The organism is Streptomyces sp. NBC_01451 (genome assembly GCF_036227485.1).
In the GTDB taxonomy this organism is placed as follows: domain Bacteria; phylum Actinomycetota; class Actinomycetes; order Streptomycetales; family Streptomycetaceae; genus Streptomyces.
On the sequence record NZ_CP109479.1, the window covers coordinates 5595648 to 5609011 of the forward strand.

A 13364-nucleotide genomic window follows, 5' to 3' on the forward strand; every position below is an offset into this window, starting at 1 on the left:
TGCCCGCGAGGACGCTCCTGCGGGCCCTACAGCCGCCCCGCGAACTCCGCCACCGCCGCCTTCACGTCGTCCGGCGTCCACTCCAGGCCGGCCGCGCGGACGAACACCTCGGTGACCGCGATGCCCGGGCCGCCGCGCCCCCACTCGTTGGCGAACAGCAGGGTCTTCGTCTCCTCGCCCTGCCTGACCGCGGCCTCCGCGGCGACCTCGGGGTCGTACGGCAGCCAGACCTGGAACTCGTTCGTGTGCGGCACCTCGGGGTGGACGCGCGCCCACGGCACCCCGGCCGCCGCGAAGCCCTCGCGCAGCGCGGCGGCGACCACGCGCGCGTGGGCCACGTACTCCGGGAGGCGGGGCAGCTCGCGGTCCAGGCCGACGAGGGCGGACAGGACCGTCGGGAACTGCTGGAAGACCGCGCCGCCGTACCGGTGCCGCCAGGCCTTCGCCTCGTCGACGAGGGTTCGCGGGCCTGCCAGGACGGCACCGCCGTAACCGTCGAGGGACTTGTAGAGCGACACGTAGACGCTGTCCGCGAGGTCCGCGATCTCGTCCAGGGGGTGGCCGAAGTGGGTGGTGGACTCCCACAGGCGGGCCCCGTCGAAGTGCACCACCGCGTCGCGTTCCCGCGCCGCCGCCACCACCTCGGACAGCTCCTCCCAGGTGGGCAGCACGAAACCGGCGTCCCGGAGGGGCAGTTCCAGCATCAGCGTCCCGAAGGGCTCGTCGAAGTCGCGCACCTCGTCGGCCGTCGGCAGCCGGGGCTCGCTCGTCAACCGGAGCGGGCGCAGTGCGCCGAGCGTGCTGAACGCGTTCCGCTCGTGCACCTCGGGGTGGGCGAGCGCGTGCAGGGCGACGGCCGGGTTGCCGGTACGGCCCGCCCAGCAGCGCAGGGCCACCTGCTGGGCCATCGTGCCGGTCGGGAAGAAGGCGGCGGCATCCTTGCCGAGCAGTCCGGCGACCCGCTCCTCCAGGGTCTCGACGATCCCGCCGCCGTAGATGTCGGACGGCTCGTCCAGGTCGTACGACTCGCGCGCCTCGTCGAGCAGTGCCAGCCGCTGCCCGATCGTCCCCAGGAACCCCGGGCGTGCCAGGACCCGTTCGGCGCCCCGGAGGGCTGCCCGGCGCCGCAGCCGCCGCTCCTTCCTGCTCTGCTCAGTGCCCTGCTCAGAGCCCTGATCCGTGTTCTGGTCCGTGCCGGGTTCCTCGTCCGGTCGACCGCTCTCGCCCGCCGTATCGCTCATGCCGGGGATCATCCCGCGCGCGGGATCGGGCGGTCACCCGGATTTCCGCCGACCGTGCGCGGACGGAGTGCGGGTGCCCACAGCCTGTGGACAACCGGACGCCGCCCGGACCGATCGCGTTAACATGACGAGAAATCGTCCGGTACATCGTCCGGTACCCCGAGCGGACTGGAACGGGAAGGCCGTCGTCGAGTGAGTACATTCCAACAGCCAGACCCCAGGGACCGCCCCGCGCGGCTCACCGTGGGCGTGATCGGTGCCGGACGCGTGGGTCCCGCGCTGGCCGCGTGCCTGCAACTCGCCGGACACCGTCCGGTGGCCGTCTCCGCGGTCTCGGACGTCTCCGTCCGCAGGGCCGCGCAACTGCTCCCGGACGTGCCCGTCGTGTCGCCCGCCCAGGTCATGGAACGCGCCGAACTGGTGCTGCTGACCGTCCCGGACGACGCCCTGCCCGGCCTCGTGGAAGGCCTCGCCGAAACCGGCGCCGTGCGCCCGGGACAGCTGCTCGTCCACACCTCCGGGCGGTACGGCGCGAAGGTCCTGGACCCCGCCCTGCGGGCCGGCGCGCTGCCGCTGGCCCTGCACCCCGCCATGACATTCACCGGCACCCCCGTGGACGTCCAGCGGCTCGCCGGGTGCTCCTTCGGGGTCACCGCGCGCCCCGAGCTGCGGCTGGCCGCCGAAGCCCTCGTCATCGAGATGGGCGGCGAGCCCGAATGGATCGCCGAGGAGAGCCGCCCGCTCTACCACGCGGCCCTCGCCCTGGGCGCCAACCACCTGGTGACCCTGGTCGCCGAGTCCATGGACCTGCTGCGCGCGGCCGGCGTCGAATCCCCCCACCGGATGCTCGGCCCGCTGCTGGGCGCCGCCCTGGACAACGCGCTGCGCTCCGGGGACGCGGCCCTCACCGGCCCCGTCGCGCGCGGGGACGCGGGCACCGTCGCCGCCCATGTCACGGAGCTGCGCAAGCACTCCCCGCAGAGCGTCGCCGGCTATCTGGCGATGGCCCGCGCGACCGCCGACCGCGCGCTCGCGCACGGCCTGCTCAAGCCGGAGCTGGCCGAGGACCTCCTCGGGGTGCTCGCGGAGGGCACGAACCCGCCCGCGAGTCCCGGAAGCCCGAAGACCGACGGGGGAGAGCGATGAGCAGCCGATTCTGGGGACTCGTGTCCGACACCGACGGTCTCGCGGACGCCCACGCGCACATCGGTGTGCCGGGACACAACGCCGTCGTCATGACCATGGGCGCCCTCCACGAAGGCCACGCCGCACTGATCCGGGCCGCCCGCGCACACGTCGGCCCCAAGGGCTTCGTGACCGTCACCGTCTTCGTGAACCCCCTCCAGTTCGGCAAGGGCGAGGACCTCGACCGCTACCCGCGCACCCTCGACGCCGATGTGGCACTCGCCGAACAGGCGGGCGCGGACGTCGTGTTCGCCCCCTCCGTGGACGTGGTCTACCCGGGCGGCGAACCCCAGGTGCGGATCACCGCGGGCCCGATGGGGGAGCGGCTGGAAGGGGCCACGCGTCCCGGGCACTTCGACGGCGTGCTCACGGTCGTCGGCAAGCTCCTCCACCTCACCCGGCCCGACGTGGCCTTCTTCGGGCAGAAGGACGCCCAGCAGCTCGCGATGATCCGCCGGATGGTCCGCGACCTGAACTTCGGCGTGGAGATCGTCGGCGTCCCGACCGTGCGCGAGGCCGACGGCCTGGCCCGGTCCAGCCGCAACCGCTACCTCTCCCCGGAGGAACGGCGTACGGCGCTCGCCCTCTCCCAGGCCCTGTTCGCCGGCAGCGACCGGCACGCCGCCCAGGAGGCGCTGCGCGCGCGGGCCCGCGAGGTACCCGCCACGCACGCGCGTGCCCAGGCCCTCAGCGCGCTCGGCGAATCCCGCGCCGCCGCCGACGCGCACGCCGTCGCCAAGGTCCCCGGAGGCGCTCCCGCCGCCGTCCGGGCCGCCGCCCGCCTCCTCCTGGACGACGCGGCCCGCCTCCACCCCCCGCTGGTCCTCGACTACCTCGCGCTCGTCGACCCCGCCGACTTCACCGAGATCCCGGACGACTTCACGGGCGAAGCCGTCCTCGCCGTCGCAGCCAAGGTCGGGACGACCCGGCTGATCGACAACATCCCTCTCATTTTCGGAACCCCCGGAGCCGCCTTGTGAGCACCACAGGCCCCACCACCAGCACCTCCACCGGCATACGGCTGCACGCCCCCGCCCCCGGCTGGGCCCTGTCCGCCGACGTCGTGGTCGTCGGCTCCGGTGTCGCCGGACTCACCGCGGCCTTGCGCTGCGACGCGGCCGGCCTGAAGACGGTCGTCGTCACCAAGGCCCGCCTCGACGACGGCTCCACCCGCTGGGCCCAGGGCGGCATCGCGGCGGCCCTGGGCGAGGGCGACACCCCCGAACAGCACCTGGACGACACCCTGGTGGCCGGCGCGGGCCTGTGCGACGAGGAGGCCGTCCGGATCCTCGTCACGGAGGGACCGGACGCCGTACGGCGGCTCATCGAGACCGGCGCCCACTTCGACGAGTCCTCCGAAGGCGGACTGGAACTGACCCGCGAGGGCGGCCACCACCGCCGCCGGATAGCGCACGCGGGCGGCGACGCGACCGGCGCGGAGATCTCCCGCGCGCTCGTCGAGGCCGTCCGCGCGCGGGGCCTGCGCACGGTCGAGAACGCGCTCGTCCTGGACCTCCTGACGGACGCCGACGGCAGTACGGCGGGCGTAACCCTGCATGTCATGGGAGAGGGCCAGCACGACGGCGTGGGAGCCGTCCACGCGCCCGCCGTGGTCCTCGCCACCGGCGGCATGGGCCAGGTCTTCTCCGCGACCACCAACCCGTCCGTGTCGACCGGCGACGGCGTCGCCCTCGCCCTGCGCGCGGGCGCCGAGGTCAGCGACCTGGAGTTCGTCCAGTTCCACCCCACGGTGCTCTTCCTGGGGGCCGACGCCGAGGGCCAGCAGCCGCTCGTCTCCGAGGCGGTACGCGGCGAGGGCGCCCACCTCGTCGACGCCGACGGAGTGCGGTTCATGACCGGCCAGCACGAACTCGGCGAACTCGCGCCCCGGGACATCGTCGCCAAGGGCATCATGCGCCGCATGCAGGAACAGGGCGCCGAGCACATGTTCCTGGACGCCCGGCACTTCGGCGCCCACATGTGGGAGCACCGCTTCCCGACGATCCTCGCCTCCTGCCGCGCCCACGGCATCGACCCGGTCACCGAGCCCGTCCCGGTCGCCCCGGCCGCCCACTACGCCTCCGGCGGCGTCCGCACCGACTCCCGGGGCCGCACGACCGTCCCCGGCCTGTACGCGTGCGGAGAGGTCGCCTGCACCGGCGTCCACGGCGCCAACCGGCTCGCCTCCAACTCCCTCCTCGAAGGCCTGGTGTACGCCGAGCGCATCGTCGCCGACATCACCGCGGCCCACGCCGGAAACGGCCTCCACGCGCGCGTGCCCGCACCCGTCCCGCACCCCGAGAAGCCCGCGCACCCGCTGCTCGCCCCCGAGGCCCGCTTCGCGATCCAGCGCATCATGACCGAGGGCGCCGGTGTGCTCCGCTCGGCCGCCTCCCTGGACACCGCGGCGGCGGCGCTCCAGCAACTGCACGTCGACGCCCGCGACGCCCTCGACGAGAACGGCAAGACCGCCGAGCCCGGCGTCGACACCTGGGAGGCCACCAACCTCCTGTGCGTGGCCCGGGTCCTGGTCACCGCCGCCCGGCTGCGCGAGGAGACCCGCGGCTGCCACTGGCGCGAGGACCACGCGGAGCGCGACGACACGGCCTGGCACCGCCACATCGTCGTACGGCTGAATCCCGACCGGACGCTGGCCGTACACACCACCGACACCGCAGACTTCCCCCCGACCCGGCATCATCAGCCGGAGCACCGTCCCCAGGAGCAGTGAGAGCAGTGAGCACCCCCGACCTTCCCCTCGCCCAGAGCGGCGGCTGCGGCGACGGCTGCGCCTGCGGCGCCGACCCCGACATGGCAGACGACGTCTACCTGGAGTGCGGCCTCGACCCCGCGCTCGCCGCCCTCCTCGCCGACGCCGGCCTCGACCCCCTTGAGGTCGAGGACATCGCCAACGTCGCCATCCAGGAGGACCTCGACCACGGCGTGGACGTGACGACCGTCGCGACCATCTCCGAGGAGGCCCGCGCCACCGCCGACTTCACCGCCCGCGAGGGCGGCGTCGTCGCCGGCCTGCGGATCGCCGAGGCGGTCGTCTCCGTGGTCTGCACCGACGAGTTCGAGGTCGAGCGGCACGTCGAGGACGGCGACCGCGTCGAGGCCGGCCAGAAGCTGCTCAGCGTCACGACCCGCACCCGTGACCTCCTGACGGCCGAGCGCAGCGCCCTCAACCTCCTGTGCCGCCTGTCCGGCATCGCGACCGCCACGCGCGCGTGGGCGGACGTCCTGGAGGGCACCAAGGCGCGCGTGCGCGACACCCGCAAGACGACCCCGGGCCTGCGTTCCCTGGAGAAGTACGCGGTCCGCTGCGGCGGCGGCGTCAACCACCGCATGTCCCTGTCGGACGCGGCGCTCGTCAAGGACAACCACGTGGTGGCCGCCGGCGGCGTCGCCCAGGCCTTCAAGGCAGTGCGGGACGCCTTCCCGGACGTACCGATCGAGGTCGAGGTCGACACCCTGCACCAGCTGCGCGAGGTCGTCGACGCGGGCGCCGACCTGATCCTCCTGGACAACTTCACCCCCGGCGAGTGCGACGAGGCCGTCGCGGTCGTCGACGGCCGGGCCGTGCTGGAGGTCTCGGGCCGGCTCATCCTGAAGAACGCCAAGGAGTACGCCGACACCGGCGTCGACTACCTGGCGGTCGGCGCCCTCACCCACTCCTCGCCGATCCTCGACATCGGTCTCGACCTGCGAGCGGCGGAGTAGGTACACGGCCATGCTGCTGACCATCGACGTAGGAAACACGCACACCGTCCTCGGGCTCTTCGACGGCGACGAGATCGTCGAGCACTGGCGCATCTCCACGGACGCGCGCCGCACCGCCGACGAGCTCGCGGTCCTCCTCCAGGGCCTCATGGGCATGCACCCGCTCCTGGGGGACGAGCTGGGCGACGGCATCGACGGCATCGCCATCTGCGCGACCGTGCCGTCGGTGCTGCACGAGCTGCGCGAGGTGACGCGGCGCTACTACGGCGATGTGCCGGCGGTGCTGGTCGAGCCCGGCGTGAAGACGGGCGTACCGATCCTCACCGACAACCCGAAGGAGGTCGGCGCGGACCGCATCATCAACGCGGTCGCCGCCGTCGAGCTCTACGGCGGCCCCGCGATCGTCGTCGACTTCGGTACGGCGACCACGTTCGACGCGGTGTCCGCGCGCGGCGAGTACGTCGGCGGGGTGATCGCCCCGGGGATCGAGATCTCGGTCGAGGCGCTGGGCGTGAAGGGGGCGCAGCTCCGGAAGATCGAGGTGGCGCGGCCCCGGGCGGTGATCGGCAAGAACACGGTCGAGGCGATGCAGGCGGGCATCATCTACGGGTTCGCCGGTCAGGTCGACGGTGTGGTGACGCGGATGGCGAAGGAGCTGGCGGCGGACCCGGACGAGGTGACGGTGATCGCGACGGGTGGACTGGCGCCGATGGTGCTGGGCGAGGCGTCGGTGATCGACGAGCACGAGCCGTGGCTCACGTTGATCGGGCTGCGGCTGGTCTACGAGCGGAACGTGTCCCGTATGTGAGCCGTCCCGTCCTCGGGGGCCGAGGACGGGGCACGGCCACCTGGGTGGCTCCCGGCGCCACACGCCCGCTCAATGTCGAGTTTGTCTGATTAGCGCGTATCGTCGCCGCATGCCCACGCCATTCGGATCTCGCGGCGGCATGGCGTTCGGTGCGGAGGAGCTGCGTGTGCTCCGTCGAGCCCTCGCCCTCGCCCTCCACCCCGGCCCCGCCTCCGCAGAGGACGTCCAGGACTGTCTCCGGCTAGCCGAGTCCGTCGACGAGGCGGCGCACGAGGGGGCCCGGCTGCGGGCCTTCCTCGTGGCCGACCTCGCCCGCTACCGCGCCGCCCTGCCCGGCACCGCCGCCGGCTTTCTCACCCTCATGGAGGAGGCGCTGAGCTCCGGCTACCGCCCGGGCCCGGACGACCTCGCCGCCCTCCGGGCGCTGCGGGGGAACCCGGTCGCCGCCGCCCTCCTGGACCGCTGTCTGCGGCACGCGGAGCGCGACGTACGGGCCCGGCTGGGCGCCAGAGTGGCAGGCCGTCCGCCGGTCGCGCCCACGGTGCCGGCCTCCCGTACCCGCCTGCTGGCCCTGACCGGTGGTCTCGCCGCCGAGGAGCCCGCCGGGAAGCCCGGTGGGAGGCCCGCGGAGAAGCAGCCCCACGAGCGGCCCGCACCCGCCCCCCGGCCCGCACCCGACGCCCCCAGGCCCGCCCGCCCGGTACCCACCCCGGGCGAGGTCTTCCCGCGGCGCAAGCCGACCCCGCCCGCGAATCCCCCACAGCAGCTCGCCGCGGGCTGAACGGACGGTCTGAACGGACAGGCCGAACGGACAGGCCGAACAGAGCTGGAATTGCCAAGGCCCGGGCCCCCGCCCGGGCCTTTCCCCGGTCTGGCTACTCTGGACCCCATGGACTACGTCTCCGCGCTCGTGCCCCCCGTAGTGATGGCCGCGCTCTTCATCGCCGTGATCGTGACGATGGTGAAGAGTCAGGGCGGCGCCAACAAGGCCAAGGAGGACGCCGCAGCCGACGCCGCCATCGCCCGGGCCGAGCAGACCGGGCAGGCCGGACAGGGCCGCTCCGTTTCGTAGGTGTTTGGTGGTGAATGCGCACGTCCTTCGCGCTATTCACCGTTTCTCCCACTAGTGTGCTGAGTTGTGCCTCGCCCATTGGGAGAACTCGAAGACGCGGTCATGACGCGGGTGTGGAAGTGGAACCGCCCGGTCACCGTTCGGGAAGTCCTGGAAGACCTTCGGCAGGAACGGTCCATCGCGTACACCACGGTGATGACCGTTTTGGACAATCTCCATCAGAAGGGCTGGGTCCGTCGTGAGGCGGAAGGCCGGGCCTATCGATATGAGGCGGTCTCCACCCGCGCCGCCTACTCGGCCGCGTTGATGAACGACGCGTGGTCGCAGAGTGACAACCCCGCCGCCGCTCTCGTCGCCTTCTTCGGCATGATGAGCGAAGAACAGCGGCTCGCCCTCAGGGATGCCGTTCACATCGTCCAAGGGCCGGAACAGGTCGAACGGCCTCAACGGGCCGAACAGACCGAACGCGCCGAACAGACGGAAGCCGCGGAAGATACCGCCTACGAGAACCCCGCCTCGGTCCAGGACCCCACCAGGCGATAGCGTCCGCTCATGTCAGCGATCCGTCCCGAAGTCACAGCGAAAGCCATCACCGTCCGGCGGGCCAGGACCAGCGATGTCCAGGCCGTACGCGGACTCCTTGACTCGTTCGTCCGTGGCCGTATCCTGCTCGACAAAGCGACGGTGACGCTTTACGAGGACATCCAGGAGTTCTGGGTCGCGGAACGCGACGACAACGGTGAGGTCGTCGGGTGCGGGGCACTCCACGTCATGTGGGAAGACCTCGCCGAAGTCCGCACTCTTGCCGTGAACCCCGACCTCAGAGGTTCCGGTGTCGGGCATCAGTTGCTGGAGAAGTTGCTGCAGACCGCCCGCTGGCTCGGTGTTCGTCGCGTTTTCTGTCTGACCTTTGAAGTGGACTTCTTCGGGAAGCACGGCTTCGTGGAGATCGGTGAGACGCCTGTCGACACCGATGTCTACGCCGAGCTGCTGCGTTCCTATGACGAGGGTGTCGCGGAGTTCCTCGGTCTCGAACGAGTGAAACCGAACACCTTGGGCAACAGCCGGATGCTTCTGCATCTGTGATCGGGCATCGGGCAATTTCCGTCGGCCGCCCTGCCCAGGTTCCCTATGTCCGAAACGCGCACGTTTCCGGCCCGGGGAAGGGTGGTCGGTCTCTCCCGGGGGTTTGTGTTTTTCCGGCAAAAGCGGTTTGCTTTCCGATGTACTGCAGTACTGCATATAACAGGGGACGCGAATCGGCGGCGCACGCCGCGGCCTCGGCTCCCAAGTTATCGATGAAAGGAAATCCGGTGGCACAGAAGGTTCAGGTCCTTCTTGTCGACGACCTCGACGGCGGCGAGGCCGACGAGACCGTGACGTTCGCGTTGGACGGCAAGACGTACGAGATCGACCTCACGACTGCCAATGCCGACAAGCTTCGCGGTCTCCTCGACGCCTACGTCAAGGGCGGCCGTCGTACCGGAGGCCGTGCTTCGGGAGGGCGTGGAAAGGCGCGAGTCGCCGCGGGCGGCAGCCAGGACACCGCGCAGATCCGTGCTTGGGCGAAGGAGAACGGTTACGAGGTCAATGACCGTGGCCGTGTTCCCGCGTCCATTCGCGAGGCTTACGAGAAGGCCAACGGCTGAGCGCACGCGCGCCGCAGTCGGACCCGATGGCATTGCGTCGCCAGCGTGTCCACCAGCCGTACGAGATCGGGGGCGCCTCCGACGCCCCCCAGGGCCGACATCGTCGGCAGCGGGATTTCAGTCCCGCACCCTGTTTCAGGGGGCCGCAGCCAGACAGCGGCCCCCTGCGGATTTGTACGGCCCGGCAAGTCGCCCGCGGGCCCGGGAAAGCCGGGCAGTGCGGGAAACCCGGGCGGCAGGGGCGCCTCGATGTGGCCGCCCTCGCCGATCGCCCTGAGGTCCGGTGTGAGGCCGCCCCACTCCAGCCAGTCCAGCAGCCCCGGCAGCTCGTCCGCGCTGCCCGCGGCCACCAGCAGCAGCATCCGGTCCCCGCACAGGGCCACCGGAGAACCCGGTGCTCGCGTCCGCGCCCGGTGGCGCAGCGCCGCGAAACCCGCCTCCGCCGGCACGTCCAGTACGTCGAAGCACGGACCCGCGGCCAGCCGGAGCGGAAGTCCCCGGGAACCGGAACCGGGCACTGTCGCCCATCCCAGTTCGTTCTCGTACCAACGGCGGACGTCACTGGTGACATCGCTACCGGTGTTGCTTGTGAGACCACCGGCGGTGTCGCCCGTATCAAGAGGGCGACGAGGAAGGGGGACCGTGGAGACCATGCCAAAGCCAACCGTTGGGACAGGCCGCGAGTTACGCTGGGTGCCCCCGTGGGCGCACAGAGTGCCGATTTCGGAGTGTGCGGAGCAGTTCGGCGGCGCAAGGTTGTTCGCCCGTAGCGGAGGGAACCCGTGCATCCGGCATGGAGTGTCGGTCCGTACGGGTAAGACATCCCTAGTGGGAGGGGGCGACACGCAGAAAAGGGCGTCTCACGTTCGCCATCGGCGTACTGATAGTGAGGGTATCTCCCTGGCCTGCGGGAACATCGTCTCGCACGATCGGGTTGGAGCAAATGTCGGCGTACGGGGTCAGGAGGCTGTGTTGGTTCTCGGTCCGGTGTCGGCAGTTGGAATGAGCGGTCCCCGCTTGCGGGACTAAGCTGCGGAAGGACAGGGAGGGGAGCGTCCCCTTACTGCCTGACCGCTCTGAGGAGCGATTAACGATGTTCGAGAGGTTCACCGACCGCGCGCGGCGGGTTGTCGTCCTGGCTCAGGAAGAAGCCCGGATGCTCAACCACAACTACATCGGCACCGAGCACATCCTCCTGGGCCTGATCCACGAGGGTGAGGGTGTCGCCGCTAAGGCCCTGGAGAGCCTCGGGATTTCGCTCGAGGCGGTCCGCCAGCAGGTGGAGGAGATCATCGGTCAGGGCCAGCAGGCCCCGTCCGGACACATTCCCTTCACCCCTCGTGCCAAGAAGGTCCTGGAGCTGTCGCTCCGCGAGGCCCTTCAGCTGGGCCACAACTACATCGGCACGGAACACATCCTGCTCGGCCTGATCCGCGAGGGCGAGGGCGTCGCCGCCCAGGTCCTCGTCAAGCTGGGCGCAGATCTCAACCGGGTGCGTCAGCAGGTCATCCAGCTGCTCTCCGGTTACCAGGGCAAGGAGACCGCCGGCGCCAGTGGCGGCCCCGCCGAGGGCACGCCCTCGACGTCCCTGGTCCTCGACCAGTTCGGCCGGAACCTCACCCAGGCCGCCCGCGAATCCAAGCTCGACCCGGTCATCGGGCGCGAGAAGGAGATCGAGCGGGTCATGCAGGTGCTGTCCCGCCGTACGAAGAACAACCCGGTCCTCATCGGTGAGCCCGGCGTCGGCAAGACCGCCGTCGTCGAGGGTCTCGCCCAGGCCATCGTCAAGGGCGAGGTGCCCGAGACCCTCAAGGACAAGCACCTCTACACCCTGGACCTCGGCGCGCTGGTCGCCGGCTCCCGCTACCGCGGTGACTTCGAGGAGCGCCTGAAGAAGGTCCTCAAGGAGATCCGCACCCGCGGCGACATCATCCTGTTCATCGACGAGCTGCACACGCTCGTCGGCGCGGGTGCCGCCGAGGGCGCCATCGACGCGGCCTCCATCCTCAAGCCGATGCTGGCCCGCGGTGAGCTCCAGACCATCGGTGCGACCACGCTCGACGAGTACCGCAAGCACCTCGAGAAGGACGCGGCCCTTGAGCGCCGCTTCCAGCCGATCCAGGTGGCGGAGCCTTCCCTCCCCCACACGATCGAGATCCTCAAGGGCCTGCGCGACCGGTACGAGGCGCACCACCGTGTCTCGATCACCGACGAGGCCCTGGTGCAGGCGGCGACGCTCGCCGACCGGTACATCTCCGACCGGTTCCTGCCCGACAAGGCGATCGACCTCATCGACGAGGCCGGTTCCCGGATGCGCATCCGCCGGATGACCGCTCCGCCGGACCTGCGCGAGTTCGACGAGAAGATCGCCGGCGTGCGCCGGGACAAGGAGTCCGCGATCGACTCGCAGGACTTCGAGAAGGCCGCCTCCCTCCGTGACAAGGAGAAGCAGCTCCTCGCCGCGAAGGCCAAGCGGGAGAAGGAGTGGAAGGCCGGCGACATGGACGTCGTCGCCGAGGTCGACGGCGAGCTGATCGCCGAGGTCCTCGCGACCGCCACCGGCATTCCGGTCTTCAAGCTGACCGAGGAGGAGTCGAGCCGCCTGCTGCGCATGGAGGACGAGCTCCACAAGCGGGTCATCGGCCAGAAGGACGCCGTCAAGGCGCTCTCGAAGGCGATCCGCCGTACGCGTGCCGGTCTGAAGGACCCGAAGCGTCCCGGTGGTTCGTTCATCTTCGCGGGCCCCTCCGGTGTCGGTAAGACGGAACTCTCCAAGGCACTGGCCGAGTTCCTCTTCGGTGACGAGGACGCGCTGATCTCCCTCGACATGTCGGAGTTCAGCGAGAAGCACACGGTGTCGCGTCTCTTCGGTTCCCCGCCCGGATACGTGGGCTACGAAGAGGGCGGCCAGCTGACCGAGAAGGTCCGCCGCAAGCCGTTCTCCGTCGTCCTCTTCGACGAGGTCGAGAAGGCCCACCCGGACATCTTCAACTCGCTGCTGCAGATCCTGGAGGACGGTCGCCTGACCGACTCCCAGGGCCGGGTCGTGGACTTCAAGAACACGGTCATCATCATGACGACCAACCTCGGCACGCGGGACATCTCGAAGGGCTTCAACCTGGGCTTCGCGGCCTCGGGTGACAAGAAGTCCAACTACGAGCGCATGAAGAACAAGGTCTCGGACGAGCTCAAGCAGCACTTCCGCCCCGAGTTCCTCAACCGCGTCGACGACGTGGTCGTCTTCCCGCAGCTCACGCAGGCCGACATCCTCGAGATCGTCGACCTGATGATCGGCAAGGTGGACGAGCGCCTCAAGGACCGGGACATGGGCATCGAGCTCTCCCAGGCCGCCAAGGAGCTGCTGTCCAAGAAGGGTTACGACCCCGTTCTGGGCGCCCGCCCGCTGCGTCGCACGATCCAGCGCGAGATCGAGGACACGCTCTCCGAGAAGATCCTCTTCGGTGAGCTGCGCCCCGGTCACATCGTGGTCGTCGACACGGAGGGCGAGGGCGAGACCGCGGCCTTCACCTTCCGGGGTGAGGAGAAGTCGGCACTGCCCGACGTCCCGCCGATCGAGCAGGCGGCCGGCGGTGCCGGACCGAACCTGAGCAAGGAGGCGTGACCCTCCGGGGGTTCGCCTGAGGGTCTGCCCGCGGTTCCACCTGCGGGTACTGCCTGAACGAGAG

13 protein-coding genes are annotated in these 13364 nt (G+C 70.7%); 11 read left to right on the plus strand and 2 right to left on the minus strand.

Annotated features, from left to right (window positions below; translation table 11 throughout):
- Positions 1-26: 26 nt before the first annotated feature.
- A complete protein-coding gene (locus OG595_RS24415; RefSeq protein WP_329275390.1) occupies positions 27-1241 on the minus strand; it encodes a threonine aldolase family protein in 1215 nt (404 codons plus the stop codon).
- A gap of 192 nt (positions 1242-1433) precedes the next feature.
- On the opposite strand from OG595_RS24415, the gene OG595_RS24420 reads away from it, so the two are divergent.
- The 10 genes from OG595_RS24420 (at position 1434) to OG595_RS24465 (ending at position 9678) form a co-directional block, all read left to right on the plus strand.
- Positions 1434-2387 carry a Rossmann-like and DUF2520 domain-containing protein gene (locus OG595_RS24420; RefSeq protein WP_329275393.1) on the plus strand — a complete coding sequence of 318 codons (954 nt, stop codon included), beginning with the start codon at positions 1434-1436 and terminating at the stop codon, positions 2385-2387.
- Positions 2384-3406 (plus strand): pantoate--beta-alanine ligase, encoded by a 1023-nt coding sequence (panC, locus tag OG595_RS24425; protein ID WP_329275396.1) that lies wholly within the window; start codon positions 2384-2386, stop codon positions 3404-3406. Before OG595_RS24420 ends, panC begins: the two co-directional genes overlap by 4 nt.
- Entirely contained in the window at positions 3403-5157 is a 1755-nt protein-coding gene (locus OG595_RS24430) for an L-aspartate oxidase (RefSeq protein WP_329275398.1), read from the plus strand. Before panC ends, OG595_RS24430 begins: the two co-directional genes overlap by 4 nt.
- A gap of 5 nt (positions 5158-5162) precedes the next feature.
- On the plus strand, positions 5163-6149 hold the full coding sequence (nadC, locus tag OG595_RS24435; RefSeq protein ID WP_329275402.1) for a carboxylating nicotinate-nucleotide diphosphorylase: 987 nt from the start codon (positions 5163-5165) through the stop codon (positions 6147-6149).
- Positions 6150-6159: 10 nt separating this feature from the next.
- Positions 6160-6957 (plus strand): type III pantothenate kinase, encoded by a 798-nt coding sequence (locus OG595_RS24440; protein ID WP_329275403.1) that lies wholly within the window; start codon positions 6160-6162, stop codon positions 6955-6957.
- A gap of 139 nt (positions 6958-7096) precedes the next feature.
- On the plus strand, positions 7097-7738 hold the full coding sequence (locus tag OG595_RS24445; protein WP_329283155.1) for a hypothetical protein: 642 nt from the start codon (positions 7097-7099) through the stop codon (positions 7736-7738).
- A gap of 108 nt (positions 7739-7846) precedes the next feature.
- On the plus strand, positions 7847-8029 hold the full coding sequence (locus OG595_RS24450) for a hypothetical protein (protein WP_329275405.1): 183 nt from the start codon (positions 7847-7849) through the stop codon (positions 8027-8029).
- A gap of 66 nt (positions 8030-8095) precedes the next feature.
- Positions 8096-8572 carry a BlaI/MecI/CopY family transcriptional regulator gene (locus tag OG595_RS24455; protein ID WP_329275407.1) on the plus strand — a complete coding sequence of 159 codons (477 nt, stop codon included), beginning with the start codon at positions 8096-8098 and terminating at the stop codon, positions 8570-8572.
- Positions 8573-8581: 9 nt separating this feature from the next.
- Positions 8582-9115, plus strand: coding sequence for an amino-acid N-acetyltransferase (locus tag OG595_RS24460; RefSeq protein ID WP_189150567.1), 534 nt, complete (start codon positions 8582-8584; stop codon positions 9113-9115).
- Positions 9116-9342: 227 nt separating this feature from the next.
- Positions 9343-9678 (plus strand): histone-like nucleoid-structuring protein Lsr2, encoded by a 336-nt coding sequence (locus OG595_RS24465; protein ID WP_329275410.1) that lies wholly within the window; start codon positions 9343-9345, stop codon positions 9676-9678.
- Here the strand turns inward: OG595_RS24465 and OG595_RS24470 are convergent.
- Complete coding sequence (locus OG595_RS24470; RefSeq protein ID WP_329275411.1) at positions 9657-10331, minus strand: SCO3374 family protein; 675 nt, start codon at positions 10329-10331, stop codon at positions 9657-9659. The genes OG595_RS24465 and OG595_RS24470 overlap by 22 nt on opposite strands.
- Before the next feature lie 440 nt (positions 10332-10771).
- Here OG595_RS24470 and OG595_RS24475 point away from each other — a divergent pair, with 440 nt between their 5' ends.
- Positions 10772-13300: an ATP-dependent Clp protease ATP-binding subunit gene (locus OG595_RS24475; RefSeq protein WP_329275412.1), complete on the plus strand. Its 2529-nt coding sequence runs from the start codon at positions 10772-10774 to the stop codon at positions 13298-13300.
- Positions 13301-13364: the final 64 nt, after the last annotated feature.

Bases quoted from the DNA above. Each gene is read 5' to 3' on its own strand.
- OG595_RS24450 (WP_329275405.1), top strand. From the start codon at position 7,847: ATGGACTACGTCTCCGCGCTCGTGCCCCCCGTAGTGATGGCCGCGCTC.
- OG595_RS24475 (WP_329275412.1), top strand. From the start codon at position 10,772: ATGTTCGAGAGGTTCACCGACCGCGCGCGGCGGGTTGTCGTCCTGGCT.
- OG595_RS24470 (WP_329275411.1), bottom strand. From the start codon at position 10,331: ATGGTCTCCACGGTCCCCCTTCCTCGTCGCCCTCTTGATACGGGCGAC.
- panC (WP_329275396.1), top strand. From the start codon at position 2,384: ATGAGCAGCCGATTCTGGGGACTCGTGTCCGACACCGACGGTCTCGCG.
- OG595_RS24415 (WP_329275390.1), bottom strand. From the start codon at position 1,241: ATGAGCGATACGGCGGGCGAGAGCGGTCGACCGGACGAGGAACCCGGC.
- OG595_RS24445 (WP_329283155.1), top strand. From the start codon at position 7,097: ATGGCGTTCGGTGCGGAGGAGCTGCGTGTGCTCCGTCGAGCCCTCGCC.
- OG595_RS24460 (WP_189150567.1), top strand. From the start codon at position 8,582: ATGTCAGCGATCCGTCCCGAAGTCACAGCGAAAGCCATCACCGTCCGG.
- OG595_RS24440 (WP_329275403.1), top strand. From the start codon at position 6,160: ATGCTGCTGACCATCGACGTAGGAAACACGCACACCGTCCTCGGGCTC.